Below are 21,049 nucleotides of genomic sequence, written 5' to 3'. Positions count from 1 at the left end.
GTCAGCGCGAAAGCCACCAGCTCCAGCCGGAGCTGACCTGCGGCTGGACGGCCTCCTCCGAGCGGCCGTCCGCTCCCAGCGCCAGCAGCCTCGCGCTGCCCGTGGCGATCCAGTCCCGGTGGTCGCTCACCGGGGTGATCGCGGTGAAGCCGCCGCAAATGCGACGCGCGCGCGTCTTCAGCGGTCCACTCGACCAACTGACGATGCCGACGAGATCGCGCGAGCGGGAGGAGCCGCGCAGGACCGGCCCACCCGAATCGCCGCGGCAGGCGCCGGCGCCGGGCGTCTCGCCCCGCGCCTCGACATCGACGGCGACCTTGACGGTGTTCTGTGTGGTGTAGTTGCCGGCGTTGACGAGCTGCGTCTCCCGCAGGCGTCGCGCCGTGCGCTTGTTGTCCTCGGCGGAAAGGCCGTAGCCCGCCATGGTGACGGTCTCGCCCTGCGAGAGATAGCTGCCGACAGCGAGCGGCTGAATGTCGAGCGGCAGGGGCTGCGCCAGACGCAGCAGGGCGAGGTCGGTGCCTGGTTGCGTGCGCGGCGTCGTGCCGGGCACGAAGCTCGGATGCGGCAGCACGGCGATGACGGGCTGGCGCCGCGCCCGGAAGCGCGGATCGAGGCTGACGACGCTGATCGAGCCGCCATCCATCAGGCAATGTGCGGCCGTGAGGATGATTTCAGGTGCGATGACAGCCCCGGAGCAGAGCTCGCCCCGGCTGGTCTCGACCCTGACGGTCGAGGCGCGCGTGCCGTTCGCATCGCGCGAATTGACGCCTCCGACAACGGCGGAAGCAGGTTGCGCCAGGATCGAGAGGGCGCAGGACAAGGACAGGATGGCGAGGGCGCGCGCGAGCATGGAACACATCAACGAGGTCGGTGGAACAATTTAGAGGCTGTCGCGCCCCAGTCCAGCGTTTCCGTCAGCGACCGCTGGTCCAGCGCGCAGTTTCACCCCATTGCGCCAGCGTCGCGTCGATCCAGCCACGTTGCGGACCGATGAGAATGCCCTGGCTGAGCAGGCCGCAATTGCGCTTGGCCGGCCCGGTCGACCAGCTGCTCACGGCGACGACGCCGGCCCCGCTGAAGATCGGGCCGCCCGAATCGCCCTGGCAGGCGCCGGCACCCGGCCGCTTTCCCGCTCCGGCGGGGTCCGCGGCCCAGAGCAGGACATGCCCGGGCCCGTAGGGCTCGATGACGGAGAGGGCGGCGGAGCGATAGGTGCCGGTCGTACGCGCTTCGCCCTCCTGCGAGACGCCATAGCCGGTCAAGGTGACCGGGGCGCCGGCGCGCGGCTGGGCGCCGTCGTCGAGCGTCGCAGCGACGAAGCGCGCCGGCAGCGGCTCGGCCATTCGGATGAGGGCGAGGTCGATCGAGCGGCGGCGGTTGCTGACCGCCTTCGCGTTGAATTCGGGATGCAGGCCGACCGCGGCCGGCGCGATCAGAACCGGCTCGCTGCCCGCGCGCCAGTGAATGCGCAATTCCGTGCCGCCGGCCGCGCAATGGGCGGCGGTGAGGATCGCGCGGGCCGACAGCACGATGCCTGTGCAGACGCCGCCGCGCGCGTTCAACACCATCAGGGTCGCGGCTTCGGCCGGGCCGCCCTCCTGCCCGCCGACGACGGCCTGCGCCGGAGCGAGCCCGGCTCCGCAAGCCAGGCCGAAGCCGAGAAACCAGTTCGCGATCCGCATCGGGCGCTCCTTCCAGAGCTGCGCTGATAGCGCGTCGCTTCCCGCAATTGAACCCTTGAACGGAGCGATCATGACGCCGCTTGCCCTGGAGCCGCCCGTTGCGGAGCCGGTTTCGCTCGCCGAGGCCCGGCTGTTCCTGCGTCTCGACCAGACCGAGGAGGACGATCTGCTGGCGACGCTGATCACGGCCGCGCGGCTGATGGTCGAGGCGGTATCGGGCCGCTGCCTGATCGACCAGCGCTGGCGGATCGTGCTGGATCGCTGGCCTGTCGGCGGCGAAATCCGCCTGCCGCTATCGCCCGTGGGCGCGATCGAGGCCGCGCGTGTCTACGATCTGCTGGGCGTCGCCCAGGCGGTCGCCGGGACGGCCCTGGCGCTCGATACGCTGGCGGATCCGCCCTTGATCCGCATCGTCGGCGAGGTGCCGGAAATCGGACGAGCGCACGGCGCGATCGAGATCGATATCACCGCCGGCTACGGGACATCGGCGGACGCGGTCCCGGCCCCGTTGCGCCAGGCGGTGCTCCGCCTCGCCGCGCGCTGGTTCGAGCAGCGCGGCGATGTCGCGAGCCGCGATGCGCAAGCCTTGCCGGCCGAGATCATGGCGCTGGTCGCGCCTTATCGCCGCGCGAGGCTCTGACCATGGCGGAGATTCCGATCCCCGCCATCGGCCGGATGCGGCGCCGGCTCGTGCTGGAAGCGCCGGTCGCGGCGCCGGACGGCCTCGGCGGCGCGACGCAGAGCTTCGCCGCGGTCGGCGCGCTCTGGGCGCAGCTCGAATGGCTCTCGGGCGTCGAGCAATGGCGCGAAGGGCGGCCCGAGCAGCTCGCGCGATACCGCGTCGCCCTGCGCTGGCGCGGTGACGTGGATGCCGGCCGGCGCCTGCGCGACGGCGAGCGCATCTTCGACATCCGCACGGTGGCCGATCCCGATGGTTCGCGCCGCCGGCTCGTCTGCCTGGTCGAGGAGGTCAAGCCGTGAGCGACGCCATCCTGGCTCTGCGTGCCGCGATCCAGGCGCGGCTTGCCGCGGACGCGCCCTTGATCGCCTTGATCGGCCCCGATCGCATCTTCGACGAGGCGCCCCGCGCCGCGCGAGGCCTTTACGTCGTCCATGGCGATGTCGAGGCGCGCGATTGGTCGGCCGGAGGCGAGCGCGGCTGCGAGCAGGAGCTGACGCTGATCGTCTGGGCTGCCCAGAGCGGCTCCGCCCGCCAGGCATTGGAGGCCGCGAGGCTGATCGTGATGGCGCTGGACGATGCCGATCTCCCCCTCGACGGGCACAGCCTCGTCAATCTGCGCTGGCTCTCGAGCCGGCTGGCGCGCGAACCGCGCGGCGGGCTTCCCAACGTGACGATCCGCTTCCGCGCGGCGACCGAGCCGCTCTGAACACCCGAAACATCGCGACAATCGAAGGAGGCGCCGCATGCCGGCACAGAAGGGCAAGGATCTGCTGCTCAAGGCGGCGGATGGGGAGGGCGGTTTCACCACCGTCGCAGGGCTGCGTGCCCGCCAGATCGCGTTCAATGCCGAGACGGTGGATGTGACCCATGCGGAATCGGCCGGGCGCTGGCGCGAGTTGCTGGAAGGCGCCGGGGTCCGCCGCGCCAGCATCAGCGGCTCCGGCATCTTCAAGGACGCCGCCTCGGACGCACTTGTCCGCCAGACCTTCTTCGATGGCGCGATCCGCGACTGGCAGGTGGTCGTACCGGATTTCGGCACGGTTGCCGGGCCGTTCCAGCTCACCAGCCTCGAATATCGCGGCGACCATGCGGCGGAGGTCACCTTCGACCTTTCGCTGGAATCGGCCGGCGCACTCGCCTTCACAGCGCTCTGAGGAGACCGGCATGGTCAATCGTCATCGCGGCGAAACCGCGCTCATGATCTCGGGCGAGGCCCTGCCGATGCGTCTCACCCTGGGCGCGCTGGCCGAACTCGAGCACGCCTTCGCGGTCGATAGCCTGCCAGCGCTCGGACAGCGCTTCGTCTCAGGCCATCTCTCGGCGCGCGACATCATCCGCATCATCGCCGCCGGCCTGCGCGGCGCGGGCAAGGTGATCCGCGACGAGGAGGTCGCGGGGCTGTCCTTCGATGGCGGCCTCGCGGGCGCGATCAAGGCCGCCATCGCCCTGCTGGAGGCGACCTTCGGCGAGGGCGAGCCCGCCCGCCCTCCGCAGCCGCCGGAAGCCTGAGCGCACCGGCGGCCTTTCCCTGGGAGGAGGCGATGGCCTTCGGGCTCGGCCGGCTCGCCTGGCCGCCGGATCGCTTCTGGGCGGCGACCCCGCGCGAGCTGGCTGCAGCGATGAAGGCTTGGGGTTGGGGAGCGTCGGGCGCCGCGACCGAACGCACGGCTTTCGAGGCATTGATGGCCGCTTTTCCCGACATCTGACGCAACGTCTTGAATCAATTTCTGAAGAGGATCGTCATGGCCGATGAGACCGATTTCGACTCCGTCCGTCTTTCCGATCTGCGGACGATGGATTCCCTGACTCAATCCCTCAACCGCTCTTCGCAAAGCTTTGGTAAATCGATCGTAAATGCCTTTTCGCGCGGTGTCGTCGAAGGCAAGCGCTTCGAGGACGTGTTGCGCGGTGTCGGGCGCTCGCTGACCGACGGCCTGCTCAAGAATGCGCTGAAGCCGCTGCAGACCGGCATCTCCAATCTGCTCGGAACGGGTATCAAAAGTCTGACCGGCCTGTTCACCGGCGGTTTCGGTTCGCTCGGCGGTGGGGCTTCGATACCGGTTGCCCCTTTTGCGGAGGGCGGCATCGTCGCCTCGCCTGCCTATTTTCCGACCGGGCGCGGCCTCGGCCTGATGGGTGAGCGCGGCGCCGAGGCGATCATGCCGCTCTCGCGCGGGCCGGACGGACGCCTCGGCGTCAGAGCCGGCGGCGGGGCACGCCCGCTCAACGTCACGGTGCAGGTCTCGACACCCGATGCCGAGAGCTTCCGCCGTTCGGAGGCGCAGGTTTCGGCCGCGATCGCGCGAGCCGTGGCGCGCGGCGGTCGCGCACTCTGACGAGGCAGGTCATGACCGATTTCCATGACGTCCGCTTTCCGCTCGACGTCGCGCGTGGGGCGCGGGGTGGGCCGGAGCGCCAGACCCAGATCGTGACGCTCGCCTCCGGCCGCGAGGTCCGCAACAGCCGCTGGGCCCATTCGCGCCGCCGTTACGATGCGGGCCTCGGCGTGCGTTCCTTCGACGCGCTGGCGCAGGTCGTCAGCTTCTTCGAGGAGCGTCGCGGCAGGCTCTTCGGCTTCCGCTGGCGCGACCAGCTCGACTGGAAGAGCTGCGCACCTTCCCGGGCGCCGGCCGCGACCGACCAGGTCATCGGGATCGGCGACGGGCTGACGGCGGCGTTCCAGCTCCGCAAGAGCTACGGCACGGGAGCGTCCGCCTATAGCCGGACCATCGCCAAGCCGCAGGCGGGCAGCGTGCTTATCGCCGTCGATGGTGTCGCGCAGGCGCCGGAGGAGGCCTTCTCCTGCGACACAGCGACCGGGCTCGTCACCTTCGCCGCCGGTCATATCCCGCCGGCCGGTGCCGTCGTCACGGCCGGCTTCGCCTTCGACATTCCCGTCCGCTTCGACGCCGATGCGATCGAGGTCGATCTCTCGGCTTTCGAGGCCGGCGAGATCCCGCGCATCCCGGTCGTCGAAATCCTGCCCTGAGGCCGCCATGCGCGATATCCCGCCCAACCTTGCCGCTCATCTCGAAGGCGGCGCGACGACGCTGTGCCGCTGCTGGAGCCTGACACGGCGCGACGGTCTCGTCCTTGGCTTCACCGACCACGACCGGCCGCTCACTTTCGAGGGTATCGCCTTCGCCGCCGTGACCGGACTCGAGGCGGCAGAGGCCACAGCCGAGCTCGGCTTCGCCATCGGCGGTGGCGATGTCGCCGGTGCGCTCGCCGCGACCGGGCTGAACGAGGCCGATTTGGCGCGCGGCCTCTACGACGATGCGCGTCTGCGGATCTGGCTGGTGAACTGGTCGGAAACCGGCCAGCGCGTGCTGCTCGACGAAGGCTTCGTCGGCGAGGTCAGGCGGGGCGAAAGCGGTTTCACGGCCGAGGTCCGCAGTTTCGCCAAGGCCTTCGACGAGGAGCGCGGTCGGCTCTATATGCGCTCCTGCTCGGCCGATCTAGGCGATGCCCGCTGTGGCCTCGCAATAGCGGTGGTCGAGGCGGTCGTGGCGGAGAGCGACGGCCGCCTCGCGCTCTCCGCGGAGGGGATCGGGGCTTATGCCGACGGCCATTTCACCGGCGGCCGGCTCGTCTTCACCGCCGGAGCCAATGCCGGCTTCGCCACCGAGGTGAAGCGCCATGGCCGGGAAGGAAGCCTGGCGGTGTTCCAGCTCTGGCAGGCGGCCCCCGCAGCGATTGCTCCCGGAGACGCGTTCAGCGTGACGCCGGGTTGCGACAAGAGCTTTGCGACCTGCCGGGCGAAGTTCGGCAACGGCGTCAATTTCCGCGGCTTCCCGCATATGCCGACCTCCGACTTCATCATCGGCGGTGTCCGGCCGGGCGACGGCGCCCTCGATGGCGGGAGCCTGTTTCGATGAAACGGGACGAGATCGTCGCCGCCGCACGGGAGTGGCTGGGAACGCCCTATCATCACCAAGCTTCGCTGCGTGGCGTCGGCTGCGACTGCCTGGGGCTGGTGCGCGGCGTCTGGCGCGAGCTGTGCGGACCCGAGCCGGAAGCGCCGCCGCCCTATTCGCCGAGCTGGGCCGAGAGCCTGGGCCGGGAGACGCTGGCGCTGGCGGCGTTGCGCCACCTCGCGCCGGTCGTGCCGGAGGCGGTGCGGCCGGGTGACGTGCTGCTCTTCCGCTGGCGCGAGCATCTGCCGGCCAAGCATTGCGCCATCCTGAGCGCTCCCGATCGCATCATCCACGCCCATGACGGCGCGGCCGTCGCCGAGGTGGCCTTCACTGGCTGGTGGCGGCGCCATCTGAGCCATGCCTTTTCCTTTCCCGGAGTCAGCGACTGATGGCGACGCTTCTTTTGCAGGTGGCGGGCGCGGCGCTCGGCACGGCGCTGGGTGGGCCGGTGGGCGGAGCCATCGGCCAGGCGCTCGGCGGTCTCGCAGGCGCGACCATCGACCAGGCCTGGCTCGGCGGCTCGGGCGGTAACAAGATCGTCGAGGGGCCGCGGCTGAAGGAGGTCAACGGCCTCGCGGCAACGGAAGGCGCGGCGATTCCGCGTCTCTATGGCCGGGCGCGGCTGGGAGGGCAGCTCATCTGGGCGACGCGCTTCGAGGAGGAGATCAAGCTTTCGATCGACCGGACCAAGAGCGGCGGCAAGGGCGGACGCGCGCAGAAGACCTACGAGACGACCTATAGCTACTACGCGAACCTCGCGATCGGCCTCTGCGAGGGGCCGATCGCCTTCATCCGCCGCATCTGGGTCGACGGCCGCGAGCTCGACGTGAGCACGGTCGTGATGCGCCTCCACCACGGCCATGAGGCACAGGAACCCGACCCGCTCATCGCCGCCAAGGAGGCGGGCGAGGCGCCGGCCTATCGCGGGCTCGCCTATGTCGTCTTCGAGCGCTTTCCGCTGGCCGATTACGGCAACCGCATCCCGCAATTCGATTTCGAGGTCGTGCGCGCGGTGGATGGCCTGGGCGCCATGATCCGCGCCGTCGCGCTGACTCCCGGCGCCAGCGAATTCGTCTACGACATCCGGCCGGTCAGCCACGAGCCCGAGGCCGGCGTCACCGAAAGCCTGACGCGCCACCAGCTCTATGGCGGCGCGGATGTCGATACCGCGATCGGCCATCTCGTCGCGCTTTGCCCCAATCTCAGGCGTGTTTCGCTCGTCGTCTCCTGGTTCGGCGACGATCTGCGCGCCGGCTCCTGCAGCGTCGCGCCTCGCGTCGAGGTCGCGCATAAGCCGACTGTCGGCGCGGAGTGGTCCGTTGCGGGGCTGAGCCGCGCTTCGGCCCGTCCGGTCAGCCAGATCGAAGGCCGCCCGGCCTTCGGCGGAACACCCTCGGACGAGAGCGTGATCGCGCTGATCCGCCGCCTGCGCTTCGACCACGGGCTGGAGGTGGTGCTCTATCCCTTCCTGATGATGGATATCCCCGCCGGCAACGGCCTGCCGGATCCGCATTCGGGAGCGGCCAGCCAGCCGCGCTATCCCTGGCGCGGTCGCCTCACCTGCGATCCCGCCCCGGGCCGACCCGGCACTCCGGATGGAACCTCCGGCACGGCGGCGCAGGTCGCGGCCTTCGTCGGCACCGTCGCCCCCGCCGACATGAGCGCGGCCGGCAGCGCCGTTTCCTGCGCCAAGCCGGACGAATGGTCCTATCGCCGCTTGGTCATGCACTGCGCCATGCTGGCGCAGGCGGCGGGCGGCGTCGAAGGCTTCGTCATCGGTTCGGAATTGATCGGGTTGACGCGCCTGCGCGATGCGAGCGGCTATCCGATGACCGGGCATCTCGTCGCGATCGCCGAGGATGTGCGGACGATCCTGCCGGCGACGACGCTGACCTATGCCGCCGATTGGACCGAATACGGCGCCGATGTCCGCAATGGCGGGCAGGATATCGACTTCCCGCTCGATCCGCTCTGGGCCTCGCCCGCCATCGGCGCCATCGGCATCGACTATTATCCGCCGCTCTCCGATTGGCGCGATTCCGCCGCGCATGCCGATGCCGCCATCGCACGCGGCCCGGCCGATCTCGCCTATCTGCGCGGGCGTCTGATGTCGGGCGAAGCCTATGACTGGTATTACGCCGACGAGGCCGGACGGGCCGCGCAGGAGCGTTTGCCGATCACCGACGGCGCCTATGGCAAGCCCTGGCTGTTCCGCCCGAAGGACCTCGTCGGCTGGTGGAGCCATCCCCATATCCGTCGCGCCGGCGGCGTGGAGACCGGCGCGACCGCTTTCGTGGCCGGCGCCAAGCCGATCTGGCTGACCGAGATCGGCGTGCCCGCGGTGGACAAGGGTGCGAACGCACCGAATGTCTTTCCGGATGCTAGGTCGGACGAGGGTGGCGTGCCGCCGTTCTCGAGCGGAGCGCGCGACGATCTCGTGCAGGCCCGCGCCCTGGAGGCGATCATTTCCGGCTTTGATCCGGCCCGCACCGGCTTCGAGGCCGCGCGCAATCCGGTCCACCCGGTCAGCGGCATCCGCATGGTCGACCCGGCGCATATCTTCGTCTGGAACTGGGATGCGCGGCCGTTTCCCGCCTTTCCCGATCTCGGCGGCATCTGGGCCGATGGCAGCAATTTCGAGACCGGCCACTGGCTCAACGGCCGCCTCGAAGGCACGCCGGCCGATCGTCTCGTGGCGAAGCTGCTGGCCGATTTCGGCTTGCCGCCCGCCGACCGGATCGTCGTGGACGGCTTTCTCGACGGCTATCTGCTCGACCGGCCGCTCTCGGCCCGGCAGGCGCTGGAGCCACTCGCCCAGACCTTCGGCTTCGATGCGGTGATGAGCTCAGGCGCTTTGCGCTTCGAGGGCAGGGGTGGCGCCGTGTCGCGCCGGCTCGGCTCGAACGATCTGATTCTCGACCGTGACGGTGAGCCTTTCGCCCTCAGGCGCATGCAGGAGACGGAGCTGCCGCTCGAATTGCGGCTTGGCTTCAGCGACGGCGAGAACGGCTATCGCAGCGCCGCCGCGCGCTCGCGCCGCCTCGCCGGCGCCGCCCGGCGCGAGGTCGCGGTCGAGACGGCGATCGTCACGCGCATGGCGGAAGGCCAGCGCCTCGCCGACCAGCGCCTGCAGGAGGCCTGGGCAGCGCGAGAGACGCTCGAATGCGAGGTCTCGCCCCGCTGCCTCGACCTTGAGCCGGGCGATGTCGTCGCCTTGCCGGTGGAGGGGAGCGACCGTCTTTTCCGGATTACCCGCATTGCCGACGGGCCCACCCGACGCATCGCGGCGCGGTTGGTCGAGCCGGCGATTTATCGGACCGCCGGTATCAAGGGAGGCGACCGGCCGCCGCGGCTGCCGCCACCCCTGCCCGGACGGCCTCTCGCAGTGCCGCTTGCGCTGCCGATCGTGACAGGACAGCCGCCGGCGCTGCTCTCCCTGGCCGCTTTCGCGGCGCCCTGGCCCGGAGCGCTGGCGATCTGGCGGGCCGGGGATACCGGCCTCTTCGATCTCGCGGGCTTCGTCGAGGCCCCCTCGATCGTGGGTGAGACGCTGACCGACCTTCCGGCCGGACCGCTTTGGCGCAGCGACCGGCACGCGGTTCTGGAGGTGAAGCTGCGGGGCGGTGTGCTGTCTTCCGTCCCGGCCGAGAGCGCTCTCGCCGGGGCCAACGCGCTCGCCCTGATCGACGAGGCGGGTGGCATCGAGCTCGTCACCGTCTCTCAGGTCGAGCTGATCGGGCGGCAGCGCTTCCGCCTGTCGGGCTTCCTGCGCGGGCTCGGCGGTTCGGAAGCGGCCGCGCAACGTCACCTGGCGGCGGGCGCGCGGGTCGTGGTGCTCGACGGCTCGGCCGTCGCCCTGACCAGCGATCTCGCCGATCTCCATCGGACGCTGCGCTACAGGGTCGGCCCGGCGCGGCAGGATGTCGGCGATCCGACGATGGTGGAGTTTTCCGCCGATGTCGAAGGGTCGGCGCTGCTGCCGCTATCGCCGGTGCGCGTCCGGGCGAGGCGCACCGAAGCCGGCATCGCGTTGAGTTGGCTGCGGCGAACGCGCGTCGAGGGTGATTCCTGGGATCTGGCGGAGGTGCCGCTCGGCGAGGAAAACGAGCGCTACCTCGTCGCTATTCTCGATGGGGACATCGCGGTTCGTAGCGCAACCGTGAACGAAGCGGGCTGGCATTATCCCACGGAGCAGGAGAATCTCGATTTCGGCGGACCGCGGAGCGAAATCTCGCTTTCGGTGCGCCAGCTTGGCGGGGCGGTCGGCCCCGGGCAGGAATGGCGTGGACATGTCGCGGTGGTCTGACCTCGCCTGGGTTGTGGAATGGACCGGGCATTCATGGCGCATTCAGGCGCGCGGGGCTAAGTCATGACGATGATGCCGGTCGAACCCCTTCTTGCCTTTGCGCTTCTGGCTTCCTCGCCGGCCCCTATCGTTCGCATCGACGACCAAGCGCCGATTTCCTGTCTGTCCTCCGACGAGATGCGCGACGCCGTCGCCGATGGCAGGGTGATCCAGCCCGCCGAGGCCTCCCGCCACGCGCGCCATGCGGCGCCGGGCGAGGTCGTCCGCATTCGGCTCTGTCGGCAAGGCGAGGAATTCGTGTATGTCGTGACGACGTTGAAGCGTGACGGCAAGGTCGCACGCGTGACGCTGGAGGGACAATCCGGCAAGGTGGCCACCATCCGCTGACACCGGCCGGATAAACCCGCAAACGGGAGCGAACAGACCGTGAGACTGCTCGTCGTCGAGGACGACAAGGACCTCAACCGCCAGATCGTGACGGCGCTTGAGAATGCGGGCTATGCCGTCGACAAGGCTTTCGACGGCGAGGAGGGGCTCTATCTCGGCGAGACCGAGCCCTATGACGCCGTCATCCTCGACCTTGGCCTGCCCAAGGTCGATGGCGTCGCGGTGCTGCAGGGCTGGCGCCGGGCGGGCAAGACCATGCCGGTGCTGATCCTGACGGCACGCGACCGCTGGAGCGACAAGGTCGGCGGATTCGACGCCGGCGCCGACGACTATGTCGTCAAACCCTTCCATGTCGAGGAGCTGCTGGCGCGGGTGCGCGCTTTGCTGCGCAGGGCCGCCGGCCATGCCACCTCCGAGCTCGTCTGCGGGCCGGTTAGGCTCGATACGCGGGCGAGCCGCGTCGTCGTCGACGGCAACCCGGTGAAGCTGACCTCCCACGAATACCGGCTGCTCTCCTATCTCATGCACCATCAGGGCAGGGTGGTTTCGCGCACCGAGTTGGTCGAGCATCTCTACGATCAGGATTTCGATCGCGACTCCAACACCATCGAGGTTTTCGTCGGCCGATTGCGCAAGAAGCTCGGCGTCGAGATCATCGAGACCGTCCGCGGGCTCGGCTATATCGCCGCCGCTCCGGAAAAGGTCTGATCCCGGCACATGCCGTTCAAATCCCATCGCTATTCGCTGGGAGCGCGGCTGTTTCTCTCGGCGGCATTCTGCTGCATCCTGATCCTGGTCGTCGCCGGCCTCAGCCTCACCGCCTTTTATCGCCGTTCGGCCGAGCGCGGCTTCGACGAGCGGCTTTCGGTCTACATCAAGCAGCTCGTTGCCGATCTCGCCGCGCCGCCGGAGACCGAGCGCCAGACGATCGGCGACCTCGGCGAGCCGCGCTTCGATCTCCCGTTGACCGGCTGGTACTGGCAGATCACGCGGCTCGACGGCGACCGGCCGAACGTCCGCTCCTCCCGCTCGCTGGTCGGAGGGCAACTGCCCAAGCTGCTCGATCAAGGACTTGCACCCAATAGCCGTGGCCTGCGCGAAAGCTATGTCTCCGGCCCCGACGACCGCATGCTGCGGGTTCTCGAACGCGAGATCGATGTCGGCGAGGACGGCCGCTTCACCGTCGCCGTCGCCGCTCCGGCGGACGAGATCGAGGGCGACATCCAGGATTTCCGCCTGGCGTTGACGATGACCTTCGTGCTGCTGGGCCTGATCCTGGTCGCTTCGACGCTGGTGCAGGTCCGCTTCGGCCTGCGCCCGCTTGTTCGGCTGCGCGCTGCCGTCGGCGCCGTCAGGACGGGCGAGAACCCGCGCATCGTCGGTGACTATCCCCCGGACCTTGCGCCGCTCGCCGGCGAGCTCAACCAGCTCATCGACACCAACCAGGAGATTCTGGAGCGGGCCCGCACGCAGGTCGGCAATCTCGCCCATGCCCTCAAGACCCCGCTCAGCGTGATGATGAACGATGCCGAGGCCGGGGTGGGCGAGGCGCATCTGGCGCAGACCGTGAGGACGCAAGCCGCCGTGATGCGCGACCAGGTCCAGTACTATCTCGATCGCGCGCGCGCTGCGGCGCTTTCGGGGGCGCTCGGCGGCGTGACCGAGGTGGCGCCTTCGCTCGAAGCGCTGCTGCGGACCTTCATGAAGATCTCCCAGGAGCGCGCCATCCAGGGCAGCCACTCCGTGCCCGCCCGGTTGCGCTTTCGCGGCGAGAAGCAGGATTTCGAGGAGATGCTCGGCAACCTGCTCGACAACGCCTTCAAATGGGCCGATGCCAAGGTGGAGGTCTCGCTGGAGGCCGGCACGGGCAGTCCCGGCAAGTCCATGGCGCTGCTCATCGACGACGACGGCTCCGGACTGCCGGAGGAGGCGATGGCCGAGGTGATCAAGCGCGGCCGCAGGCTCGACGAGACGACGCCCGGCTCCGGTCTCGGCCTGTCGATCGTGGTCGATCTCGCCAAGCTTTATGGCGGCGACCTGACGTTGTATCGCTCACCGCTCGGCGGCTTGCGGGCACGCCTGGCTCTCCCCGCCGTGTAGCGTGAGAGGGTCGCGTGACCCTTTGTCACCATGAACCGGACGGTCCAATTGGTTAAGAACACCCGATGATGATCTGGGCGGTCTTTGCGGTGATGACGGGAGCGGCGATTTTCGCCCTGCTCTGGCCGCTGAGTCGCGGGCAGGTTCCGGGCTTCGCCGACACGGCCGACGCCAGGAGCCTCTATCGGTCACAGCTTGGCGAGATCGACCGCGACATGGCTCGCGGCCTGATCGCTGCGGGCGAGGCAGACGCGGCGCGGGCCGAGGCGGCGCGGCGCCTGCTGCGCGTGGCCGGAGACGAAGTCGCCCCGGCCGGCGAGACGGAGCCATCGCTGCGCCGCCGCCGCGCGAGTTCCGCGTTGATGCTCTCGGTCGTGCCCCTGCTCGCGCTGCTGATCTACGGCATCTACGGCTCGCCCGATAATCCCGACCAGCCGCTCGCGGCGCGCCTCGAGCAGGCTGGCCCGCAGCAGGACTTCGCCGTCGTCTTCGCACGCATGGAAGCGCATCTCGCCGCCAATCCGACCGACACGAAGGGCTGGTCGCTGATCGCGCCGATCTATCTCAGGCAGGGGCGTTATGACGACGCCGCCAATGCTTTTGCTGCGGCCATGCGCAACGGCAAGCCGGATCCCAATCTGTTCGCCGGTCTCGGTGAAGCCCGCACGCTCGCTGCGGAAGGGGTCGTCACGGCCTCTGCCCGCGAAGCCTTTGCCGAGGCCGTGAAACGCGATCCGAAGAATGTACGGGCGCTGTATTATCTTGCTCTGGCCAAGGAACAGGACGGCGATGCGCCGGGCGCAATCGCCTCTCTGAACGAGCTTCTGGCCGGCGCGCCGCCCGATGCCAACTGGACGGCGCCGGTGCGCGATCGGCTGGCACGGCTGGAGGCGCAGGCGAAGGGCGATGCGATCGCGGCCCTGCCCGATGCCGAGCGCGCGCAGGCGATCAAGGGCATGGTGGACGGCCTCGCGCAACGGCTGAGCGCCGGTGGCGGGACGCTGGCCGATTGGTCGCGCCTGATCCGGGCGCGAGCGGCGCTTGGCGAGAAGGCCGAGGCGTCGCAAGCCGCCCGGACGGCGCGCGAAAGGTTGGGACAGGACGCCGCCGCCCTTGCGGCGCTCGACGCTCTGGCCGATGAGCTGGACCTGAAGGAGGTCAAGCCATGACGGCCGCTCAGACCACGCCGCTGCGCCCGCCGAAGCGGCGCGTGACCCGCAAGCAGCGCCGCCTGACGATCATCGCGGCGGCCGGGGCCGTGCTCGCGCTCGCCGCCGGGCTGGTGCTCTTCGCCATGCGCGACACCATCGTCTTCTTCTACGGACCGACCGAGATCGCCGAAAAGGGCGTCATGCCCGGCACGCGCATGCGGCTCGGCGGGCTGGTCGAGAACGGTTCCGTCCAGCGCGGGCCGGGCCAGCGTGTCGCCTTCGCGGTGACCGACGGCAAGAGCACCGTGAAGGTCAGCTATGACGGGCTTCTGCCGGACCTGTTCCGGGAAGGGCAGGGCGTGGTGACGGAAGGCGTCTTCGAGGGCGCCGGTCGCTTCAAGGCGGATTCGGTGCTCGCCAAGCATGACGAGACCTATATGCCGCGCGAAGTCGCCGACACCCTCAAGAAGCAGGGGCATTGGCAGGGCGAGGCCGGCGCGGCCGCGCCGGTGAAGCCGTGAGCCCGGCATGATCGTCGAGATCGGACATTACGCGCTGGCTCTCGCATTCGGAGTCTCGGTCATCCAGGCGCTGGTGCCGCTCTGGGGGCTGTCGCGGCAGGACCGCGCGCTGGCCGCGGTCGGCGCGAGCGCCGCTCTCGTCAGCTTCGGACTGGTCGCCTTGTCCTTCGCGACGCTGGTCACCTCCTATGTCCGCTCCGATTTCTCGGTCGCCAACGTCTTCGAGAATTCGCACTCCGCCCAGCCGCTGATCTACAAACTCACCTCCGTCTGGGGCAATCACGAGGGCTCGCTGCTCCTCTGGGTGCTCATCCTGACGTTGTTCGGTGCGCTGGTGGCCGTCTCGCACCGGTCATTGCCGCCGCGCCTGCGCGCCGGAGCGCTGGCGGCGCAGGGGCTGGTCGCAGCGGCCTTCCTCGCCTTCATGCTGTTCACCTCGAACCCGTTCCGGCGGCTCGTGCCGGCGCCAGCGGAAGGGCAGGACCTCAACCCCATCCTGCAGGATCTCGGCCTCGCGATCCATCCGCCGCTGCTCTATGTCGGCTATGTCGGCTTCTCGATGACCTATGCCTTCGCCGTCGCCGCCTTGATCGACGGGCGGATCGACGCGATGTGGGCACGCGCCGTCAGGCCCTGGACACTGCTGGCCTGGGTCTTCCTGACGCTCGGCATCGCGATGGGTTCCTATTGGGCCTATTACGAGCTCGGCTGGGGCGGCTGGTGGTTCTGGGACCCGGTCGAGAACGCCTCCTTCATGCCCTGGCTCGCCGGCACCGCCCTGATCCACTCGACCGTGGTGATGGAGAAGCGCGATGCGCTGAAGGTCTGGACGATCCTGCTCGCGATCCTGACCTTCTCGCTCTCCCTGCTCGGCACCTTCATCGTCCGTTCGGGTGTGCTGACCTCGGTCCATTCCTTCGCCACCGACCCGGCGCGTGGCCTGTTCATCCTGCTGATTCTGGTCTTTTTCGTTGGCGGCTCGCTCGCGCTCTTCGCCTGGCGGGCGCCGCTCCTGCGGCAAGGCGGCCTGTTTGCGCCTGTGTCACGCGAGAGCGCGCTCGTCGTGAACAACATCTTCCTCGCGACGGCCTGCGCCACCGTCTTCGTCGGGACGCTCTATCCGCTGGCGCTGGAGATGGCGACCGGCGACAAGATCTCGGTCGGGGCGCCCTTCTTCAACGCCACCTTCGTGCCGGTCATGGTGCCGCTGCTTCTGCTTCTGCCGATCGGTCAGTCGCTCGCCTGGAAGCGCGGCGACCTGCTCGGCGCGGCGCAGCGCAACGCGGTCGCTTGCGGCCTCGCGGTCGTCGCGGCGCTGTCGCTGATCGCCTTCACGCGCGGTGGCCCGGTGCTGGCGCCGCTGGGCGTCGGTCTCGGTGTTTTCCTGGTGCTCGGCGCCGGCTTCGACCTTGGCGAGCGCGTCGTCGCCCGGGCGAGCGGCTGGCCGGCGATGCTGTCGCGGGCGAAGGGCCTGCCGCGCTCGGCCTGGGGCACGGCGCTGGCGCATGCCGGCGTCGGGCTCAGCATCATCGGCATCGCGGCCGCGGCCTGGAGCAGCGAGGCCATCGCGGTGTTGAAACCCGGCGAGCGCCTGACCGCCGGGCGCTACACGGTCATGCTCGAATCCGTGGTGCCCCGGACCGGGCCGAATTTCCGGGCCGAGGTGGCGCGTTTCCAGCTTTTCTCGGGAGATCGCGAACTGGCGCCACTGGAGGCCTCGAAGCGGGTCTACACGGCCCGCGCGATGCCGACGACGGAGGCCGGCATCCGCACGGACTGGCTGAGCCAGGCCTATGTCAGCCTCGGCGAGGCACAGGATGACGGCCTCGCCGTCAGGCTCTACGACAAGCCCCTGATCCTGCTGATCTGGATCGGCGCCATCGTCATGGCGCTGGGCGGAGGCCTGTCCCTCACCGACCGCCGCTTCCGCCTGGCGGCCCCGCGTCGCGCGGCGCCCGTCGCGGCCGCGCAGCCGGCGGAGTGAAGCCGATGCGCAGCCTGCTGCTTGCCCTGGCGTTTCTCTGCCTCGTCCAGCCGGCGGCCCGTGCCGTCCAGCCCGACGAAATCCTGAAGAATCCCGCCCTCGAGCAGCGCGCGCGAGAGATTTCGGGCGGTTTGCGTTGCCTGGTCTGCCAGAACCAGTCGATCGACGATTCCAATGCCCCGCTGGCGCGCGATCTGCGGCTCCTCGTCCGCGAGCGGCTCACCGCCGGCGACAGCGACAAGGCCGTGATCGACTTCGTCGTGGCGCGCTATGGCGAGTTCGTCCTGCTGCGCCCGCCATTCAACCTGCACACGCTCCTGCTCTGGACGGCGCCCTTCCTGATCCTCCTGGGCGGGGCGGCCTTCGTCTGGCGGCTCCGCCGCGTGGCCCCGCCCTCCGAGGCCGCTCCCCGCCTGACGGAAGAGGAACGGCAGCGCCTCGACCGGCTCCTGCAGGGCGAGCGGGATTGAGCCGAAGCCGGCCGCCAACCTTACGAAATCGTCATCTTCAGGCCAAAGCCACGTAAGGCGCCGGGCCTCATGGTCCTCGTCACGAGCAGGGAAAACCCTGTCGCTCCACGAGGTTCAAGCCATGACGACACAAATCACCCCGAAGAAGACCTTCCTGCGCCGCGGCGCCCTTCTGGCCGGGACTGCCATTCTCGGCATCGGCCTCGCTGCCGGCATCGCCGACCGCGCCTTCCTGCAGAACGACCTCGCTTTCGCGCAGCCGATCGAGCTCTCCGGCACCCAGACCCAGCTTCCCTCCTTCGCCGACCTCGTCGACAAGGTGAAGCCGGCCGTCGTCTCGGTGCGCGTCAAGACCGAGGTCGCCGCTGCCTCCGATCAGCAGAGCCTCGATGATCTGCCGCCGCAGCTCCGCCGCTTCTTCCGCGAATTCGGTGATCAGGAGGGCGGTCGCCAGAGCAAGCCCAAGCCGCAGATCGGCATGGCGCAGGGCTCCGGCTTCTTCGTCAGCCAGGACGGCTATGTCGTGACCAACAACCACGTCGTCGAGCATGCGGTCGACGTTCAGCTCGTCACCGATGCCGGCAAGACGCTGGAAGCCAAGGTCGTCGGCACCGATCCGCGCTCCGATCTCGCCCTGCTCAAGGTCAAGGACAGCGGTGACTTCCCCTATGTGAAGCTCTCCGACAGCAAGCCGCGTATCGGCGACTGGGTGCTGGCGATCGGCAATCCGTTCGGTCTCGGCGGCACGGTCACGGCCGGCATCGTCTCGGCCCAGGGTCGCGATATCGGCTCGGGTCCCTATGACGACTTCCTGCAGATCGATGCGCCGATCAACCGCGGCAATTCGGGCGGCCCGACCTTCAACGGCAACGGTGAGGTCGTCGGCGTCAACACCGCGATCTACTCGCCCTCGGGCGGCAATGTCGGCATCGCCTTCGCGATTCCCGCCTCGACGGTCAAGCAGGTCGTCGACCAGCTCAAGAAGGACGGCAAGGTGGCGCGCGGCTTCATCGGCGTGCAGATCCAGCCTGTCACCAGCGAGATGGCCGATGCGATCGGCTTGAAGGACGCCCAGGGCGCGCTCGTCGCCGAGGCGCAGGGCAATGGCCCGGCCGCCAAGGCGGGCATCCGCCGCGGTGACACGATCACGGCCCTCAACGGCGAGGCGGTCAAGGACGCCCGCGACCTGTCGCGCAAGATCGCGAATTTCGCGCCCGGCACCAAGGCCACGATCACCCTGTTCCGCGAAGGCAAGTCACGTGACGTGACCTTCGAGGTCGGCCGCCAGCCCGCGGCCTGAACGAGGCAGGCGGGTCCCTTCGGTTTCCTGTCGCCCCAGCCGAGGGACCAGCTGTCGCAGCGGCAGGCCGGATGCGTATCCTCCGGCCTGCCGTTTCTTGTTGTCGGACCCGTCGTGGTCGGGTCTGGGTCGGGTGCGTCCCCGTCCTGGCGGGGCGGTGCGGCCGCCGAGGCCCCCGCAGCGGCATGGCGCCGCGTTCCCCGGATTGCCTCGTTGCCTTCGCAATGACGTGCAGCCTGCTCGGAGATTGGGCTACAATGTCCCCCATGCGACTCCTGATCGTAGAAGACGATGCCGAGGCTGCGGCCTATCTGACCAAGGCGTTCCGCGAGGTCGGTCATATCGCCGACCATGCCGCCGACGGCCTCGAGGGCTACGCCATGGCCGAGGGCGGCGGTTATGACGTGCTGGTCATCGACCGCATGCTGCCCCGGCTCGACGGCCTCTCCCTCATCCGCTCGCTGCGCGAGCAGAAGGACGAGACCCCGGCGCTCATCCTCTCGGCGCTCGCCCAGGTCGACGACCGCGTGAAGGGCCTGCGGGCCGGCGGCGACGACTATCTGCCGAAGCCCTACGCCTTCTCCGAATTGCTCGCTCGCGTCGAGGTGCTGGCGCGCCGCCGCGGCGCCCCTGCCTCCGAGCCCACGACCTATCGCGCCGGCGAGCTCGTGCTCGACCGGCTCGCCCACCGCGTCACGCGCGAGGGGCACGAGATCGTGCTGCAGCCGCGCGAGTTCCGCCTGCTCGAATATCTGATGAAGCATGCCGGACAGGTCGTCACCCGCACCATGCTGCTGGAGAATGTCTGGGACTATCATTTCGATCCCCAGACCAATGTCATCGACGTGCATGTGAGCCGCTTGCGATCCAAGGTCGACAAGGGCTTCGAGCATGCGATGATCCATACCGTCCGTGGCGCGGGATACATGGTTCGTGACAGCGCGCATTGAGCCCACCCCGCGCAAGCGCCCGCACTTCCTGCCGACGTTGTTCCGCACGACGGCGTTCAAGCTGACGGCGGTCTACCTCCTCATCTTCGCGCTCTTCGCCGCCTTCGTGCTCGGCTATGTCGCCTGGAACGCGCAGCGCCTGCTGAACGACCAGATCCGCTCGACCATCGACGCCGAGATCCAGGGCCTGGCCGAGCAGGCGCGTCAGGGCGGCATCCGCCGGCTCGTGAACATCGTCGAGCGGCGTTCGCGCGCTCCCGGCGCCTCGCTCTATCTGGTGACGACGCCGGTCGGCGAGCGCGTTGCCGGCAATGTCGAGGCGATCCCGCCCGGCACGCTCGACAAGACCGGCGAGAGCGAGATCGACTACGCCCGCACGAGCGATGCGATCGACACGCCGAGCCATGCCATCGTCCGCGTCTTCGTGCTGCCCGGGGGCTTCCGCCTGCTCGTCGGCCGCGATGTCGAGGAGCGTGAGCGGCTCGGCACGGTGATCCGCCGGGCGATCGGCTGGTCGCTGGCGCTGATCTTCATCCTCGGCTGCTTCGCGAGCTGGTTCGTGGCGCGCCGCGTGCTCCGGCGCATCGACGACATGAGCGAGACGGCGCATGGCATCATGGAGGGCGACCTCAAGGGCCGGCTCGCCATCGCCGGCACCGGCGACGAGCTGGACCGGCTGGCGCTCAACCTCAACGCCATGCTCGACCGCATCGGCGAGCTGATGGCCGGCATGCAGCAGGTCACCGACAACATCGCTCACGATCTCAAGACGCCGCTGACCCGATTGCGCAACAAGGCCGAGGAGGCGCTGCGCAGCGCCAAGTCGACTGATGCGTTGCGCGCCGCGCTCGACGGGGCGATCGAGGAGGCCGACAATCTCATCCGCGTCTTCAACGCGCTCCTGATGATCGCGCGGCTGGAAGCCGGCCGGATCAGCGACAACATGGACGATCTCGACCTTTCCGAGATCGTCTCGGGGGTCGCCGAGCTCTACGAGCCGCTGGCGGAGGAGGCGGGGCTGACGCTTGTCGGCGATGTCGCGCCCGGCCTCCATGTCTTCGGCAATCGCGAGCTGATCGGCCAGGCCCTCGCCAATCTCGTCGACAATGCCCTGAAATATGGCCGGCCGGAATCGGGTGGGGAAGCGGTTGTCACCGTCGCCGCCCGCCGCATGGACGCAGATATCGAGCTTTCGGTGTCCGATCACGGACCGGGCATTCCGGAGGAAGATCGTGGCCGCGTGCTCGACCGTTTCGTCCGGCTCGACGCCAGCCGCAGCCAGCCCGGCTTCGGGCTGGGGCTGTCGATGGTGGCCGGAGTCGTGCGCCTCCATGGCGGCCAGCTCCGGCTGGAGGACAATGCGCCGGGGCTGCGCACCGTCATCGCGCTGCCCGCCATCGCGCCCAAGCCTGTGGAAACGCCGACGCCATCCGACCCCGCCGTCTCGACAGCCGAGCCAAACCCTGCTGGCGTGCCGTCGCTTTAGGGGCTGCTGATTTCACATGAACCGCGCCGTCACCCCGGACAAGCCGCGCTAGCGGCGCCGGTCCGGAATCCATCATGAGGCATCGACGCTCTATGATGGATCCCGGGTCA

General features: G+C 69.2%; 23 protein-coding genes. 21 read left to right on the top strand and 2 right to left on the bottom strand.

The genetic code is table 11. The features are described 5' to 3' along the window. Window position 1 precedes the first annotated feature (1 nt). Window positions 2–853, bottom strand: a complete 852-nt coding sequence (locus IED13_RS02435; protein ID WP_185747787.1) for a S1 family peptidase — start codon at window positions 851–853, stop codon at window positions 2–4. A 64-nt stretch (window positions 854–917) separates the two neighbouring features. Next, a complete protein-coding gene (locus IED13_RS02430) occupies window positions 918–1,685 on the bottom strand; it encodes a S1 family peptidase (protein ID WP_191123249.1) in 768 nt (255 codons plus the stop codon). 70 nt (window positions 1,686–1,755) lie between these two features. Between IED13_RS02430 and IED13_RS02425 the strand changes: the two genes are divergently transcribed. The 21 genes from IED13_RS02425 to IED13_RS02325 all read left to right on the top strand — a co-directional run bounded on the left by IED13_RS02425 (window position 1,756) and on the right by IED13_RS02325 (window position 20,939). Further along, entirely contained in the window at window positions 1,756–2,325 is a 570-nt protein-coding gene (locus tag IED13_RS02425; RefSeq protein ID WP_191123248.1) for a head-tail connector protein, read from the top strand. Window positions 2,326–2,327: 2 nt separating this feature from the next. After that, window positions 2,328–2,666 (top strand): phage head closure protein, encoded by a 339-nt coding sequence (locus tag IED13_RS02420; RefSeq protein ID WP_191123247.1) that lies wholly within the window; start codon window positions 2,328–2,330, stop codon window positions 2,664–2,666. After that, window positions 2,663–3,073: a DUF3168 domain-containing protein gene (locus IED13_RS02415; RefSeq protein WP_191123246.1), complete on the top strand. Its 411-nt coding sequence runs from the start codon at window positions 2,663–2,665 to the stop codon at window positions 3,071–3,073. Before IED13_RS02420 ends, IED13_RS02415 begins: the two co-directional genes overlap by 4 nt. A 37-nt stretch (window positions 3,074–3,110) precedes the next feature. After that, window positions 3,111–3,521: a phage major tail protein, TP901-1 family gene (locus IED13_RS02410; protein WP_191123245.1), complete on the top strand. Its 411-nt coding sequence runs from the start codon at window positions 3,111–3,113 to the stop codon at window positions 3,519–3,521. Between the two features lie 10 nt (window positions 3,522–3,531). Beyond that, window positions 3,532–3,876: a gene transfer agent family protein gene (locus IED13_RS02405; RefSeq protein ID WP_038361426.1), complete on the top strand. Its 345-nt coding sequence runs from the start codon at window positions 3,532–3,534 to the stop codon at window positions 3,874–3,876. After that, the gene (locus IED13_RS02400; protein ID WP_260368343.1) at window positions 3,873–4,073 is read left to right on the top strand and encodes a phage tail assembly chaperone; all 201 of its coding nucleotides are present in this window, start codon (window positions 3,873–3,875) and stop codon (window positions 4,071–4,073) included. The genes IED13_RS02405 and IED13_RS02400 overlap by 4 nt, the downstream gene beginning before the upstream one ends. Before the next feature lie 36 nt (window positions 4,074–4,109). Further along, the gene (locus tag IED13_RS02395; protein WP_038362476.1) at window positions 4,110–4,703 is read left to right on the top strand and encodes a phage tail tape measure protein; all 594 of its coding nucleotides are present in this window, start codon (window positions 4,110–4,112) and stop codon (window positions 4,701–4,703) included. A gap of 11 nt (window positions 4,704–4,714) precedes the next feature. Continuing rightward, complete coding sequence (locus IED13_RS02390; protein WP_191123244.1) at window positions 4,715–5,356, top strand: DUF2460 domain-containing protein; 642 nt, start codon at window positions 4,715–4,717, stop codon at window positions 5,354–5,356. A gap of 7 nt (window positions 5,357–5,363) precedes the next feature. Beyond that, window positions 5,364–6,245: a DUF2163 domain-containing protein gene (locus IED13_RS02385; protein ID WP_191123243.1), complete on the top strand. Its 882-nt coding sequence runs from the start codon at window positions 5,364–5,366 to the stop codon at window positions 6,243–6,245. Next, window positions 6,242–6,673: an NlpC/P60 family protein gene (locus IED13_RS02380; protein ID WP_112763432.1), complete on the top strand. Its 432-nt coding sequence runs from the start codon at window positions 6,242–6,244 to the stop codon at window positions 6,671–6,673. Before IED13_RS02385 ends, IED13_RS02380 begins: the two co-directional genes overlap by 4 nt. Continuing rightward, a complete protein-coding gene (locus IED13_RS02375) occupies window positions 6,673–10,590 on the top strand; it encodes a baseplate multidomain protein megatron (RefSeq protein WP_191123242.1) in 3,918 nt (1,305 codons plus the stop codon). Before IED13_RS02380 ends, IED13_RS02375 begins: the two co-directional genes overlap by 1 nt. A gap of 63 nt (window positions 10,591–10,653) precedes the next feature. Then, a complete protein-coding gene (locus IED13_RS02370; RefSeq protein ID WP_051987736.1) occupies window positions 10,654–10,977 on the top strand; it encodes a PepSY domain-containing protein in 324 nt (107 codons plus the stop codon). A 39-nt stretch (window positions 10,978–11,016) separates the two neighbouring features. Further along, complete coding sequence (locus IED13_RS02365) at window positions 11,017–11,685, top strand: response regulator transcription factor (RefSeq protein WP_038361444.1); 669 nt, start codon at window positions 11,017–11,019, stop codon at window positions 11,683–11,685. A 9-nt stretch (window positions 11,686–11,694) separates the two neighbouring features. Next, on the top strand, window positions 11,695–13,077 hold the full coding sequence (locus IED13_RS02360) for an ATP-binding protein (RefSeq protein WP_038361447.1): 1,383 nt from the start codon (window positions 11,695–11,697) through the stop codon (window positions 13,075–13,077). A gap of 65 nt (window positions 13,078–13,142) precedes the next feature. Continuing rightward, a complete protein-coding gene (ccmI, locus tag IED13_RS02355; protein WP_191123241.1) occupies window positions 13,143–14,246 on the top strand; it encodes a c-type cytochrome biogenesis protein CcmI in 1,104 nt (367 codons plus the stop codon). Window positions 14,247–14,287: 41 nt separating this feature from the next. Next, window positions 14,288–14,749 (top strand): cytochrome c maturation protein CcmE, encoded by a 462-nt coding sequence (gene ccmE, locus IED13_RS02350; protein WP_133562605.1) that lies wholly within the window; start codon window positions 14,288–14,290, stop codon window positions 14,747–14,749. 7 nt (window positions 14,750–14,756) lie between these two features. Next, window positions 14,757–16,733, top strand: coding sequence for a heme lyase CcmF/NrfE family subunit (locus IED13_RS02345; protein ID WP_191123240.1), 1,977 nt, complete (start codon window positions 14,757–14,759; stop codon window positions 16,731–16,733). Between the two features lie 5 nt (window positions 16,734–16,738). Beyond that, complete coding sequence (locus IED13_RS02340) at window positions 16,739–17,203, top strand: cytochrome c-type biogenesis protein (protein WP_133561946.1); 465 nt, start codon at window positions 16,739–16,741, stop codon at window positions 17,201–17,203. Window positions 17,204–17,324: 121 nt separating this feature from the next. Next, a complete protein-coding gene (locus IED13_RS02335) occupies window positions 17,325–18,503 on the top strand; it encodes a trypsin-like peptidase domain-containing protein (RefSeq protein ID WP_112763437.1) in 1,179 nt (392 codons plus the stop codon). Between the two features lie 266 nt (window positions 18,504–18,769). Further along, a complete protein-coding gene (locus tag IED13_RS02330) occupies window positions 18,770–19,453 on the top strand; it encodes a response regulator transcription factor (RefSeq protein ID WP_038361458.1) in 684 nt (227 codons plus the stop codon). Further along, entirely contained in the window at window positions 19,437–20,939 is a 1,503-nt protein-coding gene (locus IED13_RS02325; protein ID WP_260368225.1) for a sensor histidine kinase, read from the top strand. Before IED13_RS02330 ends, IED13_RS02325 begins: the two co-directional genes overlap by 17 nt. Window positions 20,940–21,049: the final 110 nt, after the last annotated feature.

This window comes from Allobosea spartocytisi, assembly GCF_014764685.1.
Taxonomy (GTDB): domain Bacteria; phylum Pseudomonadota; class Alphaproteobacteria; order Rhizobiales; family Beijerinckiaceae; genus Allobosea; species Allobosea spartocytisi.
Note: the sequence above shows the minus strand (reverse complement) of the source record. Positions and strands in the feature narration are given on the sequence as shown.

Coding starts and splice junctions, on each gene's coding strand:
- ccmI (WP_191123241.1), top strand. CDS start 13,143: ATGATGATCTGGGCGGTCTTTGCGGTGATGACGGGAGCGGCGATTTTC.
- IED13_RS02340 (WP_133561946.1), top strand. CDS start 16,739: ATGCGCAGCCTGCTGCTTGCCCTGGCGTTTCTCTGCCTCGTCCAGCCG.
- IED13_RS02370 (WP_051987736.1), top strand. CDS start 10,654: ATGACGATGATGCCGGTCGAACCCCTTCTTGCCTTTGCGCTTCTGGCT.
- IED13_RS02410 (WP_191123245.1), top strand. CDS start 3,111: ATGCCGGCACAGAAGGGCAAGGATCTGCTGCTCAAGGCGGCGGATGGG.
- IED13_RS02360 (WP_038361447.1), top strand. CDS start 11,695: ATGCCGTTCAAATCCCATCGCTATTCGCTGGGAGCGCGGCTGTTTCTC.
- IED13_RS02435 (WP_185747787.1), bottom strand. CDS start 853: ATGCTCGCGCGCGCCCTCGCCATCCTGTCCTTGTCCTGCGCCCTCTCG.
- IED13_RS02425 (WP_191123248.1), top strand. CDS start 1,756: ATGACGCCGCTTGCCCTGGAGCCGCCCGTTGCGGAGCCGGTTTCGCTC.
- IED13_RS02430 (WP_191123249.1), bottom strand. CDS start 1,685: ATGCGGATCGCGAACTGGTTTCTCGGCTTCGGCCTGGCTTGCGGAGCC.
- IED13_RS02375 (WP_191123242.1), top strand. CDS start 6,673: ATGGCGACGCTTCTTTTGCAGGTGGCGGGCGCGGCGCTCGGCACGGCG.
- IED13_RS02345 (WP_191123240.1), top strand. CDS start 14,757: ATGATCGTCGAGATCGGACATTACGCGCTGGCTCTCGCATTCGGAGTC.
- IED13_RS02335 (WP_112763437.1), top strand. CDS start 17,325: ATGACGACACAAATCACCCCGAAGAAGACCTTCCTGCGCCGCGGCGCC.
- IED13_RS02385 (WP_191123243.1), top strand. CDS start 5,364: ATGCGCGATATCCCGCCCAACCTTGCCGCTCATCTCGAAGGCGGCGCG.
- IED13_RS02405 (WP_038361426.1), top strand. CDS start 3,532: ATGGTCAATCGTCATCGCGGCGAAACCGCGCTCATGATCTCGGGCGAG.
- IED13_RS02420 (WP_191123247.1), top strand. CDS start 2,328: ATGGCGGAGATTCCGATCCCCGCCATCGGCCGGATGCGGCGCCGGCTC.
- IED13_RS02395 (WP_038362476.1), top strand. CDS start 4,110: ATGGCCGATGAGACCGATTTCGACTCCGTCCGTCTTTCCGATCTGCGG.
- IED13_RS02380 (WP_112763432.1), top strand. CDS start 6,242: ATGAAACGGGACGAGATCGTCGCCGCCGCACGGGAGTGGCTGGGAACG.
- IED13_RS02390 (WP_191123244.1), top strand. CDS start 4,715: ATGACCGATTTCCATGACGTCCGCTTTCCGCTCGACGTCGCGCGTGGG.
- IED13_RS02330 (WP_038361458.1), top strand. CDS start 18,770: ATGCGACTCCTGATCGTAGAAGACGATGCCGAGGCTGCGGCCTATCTG.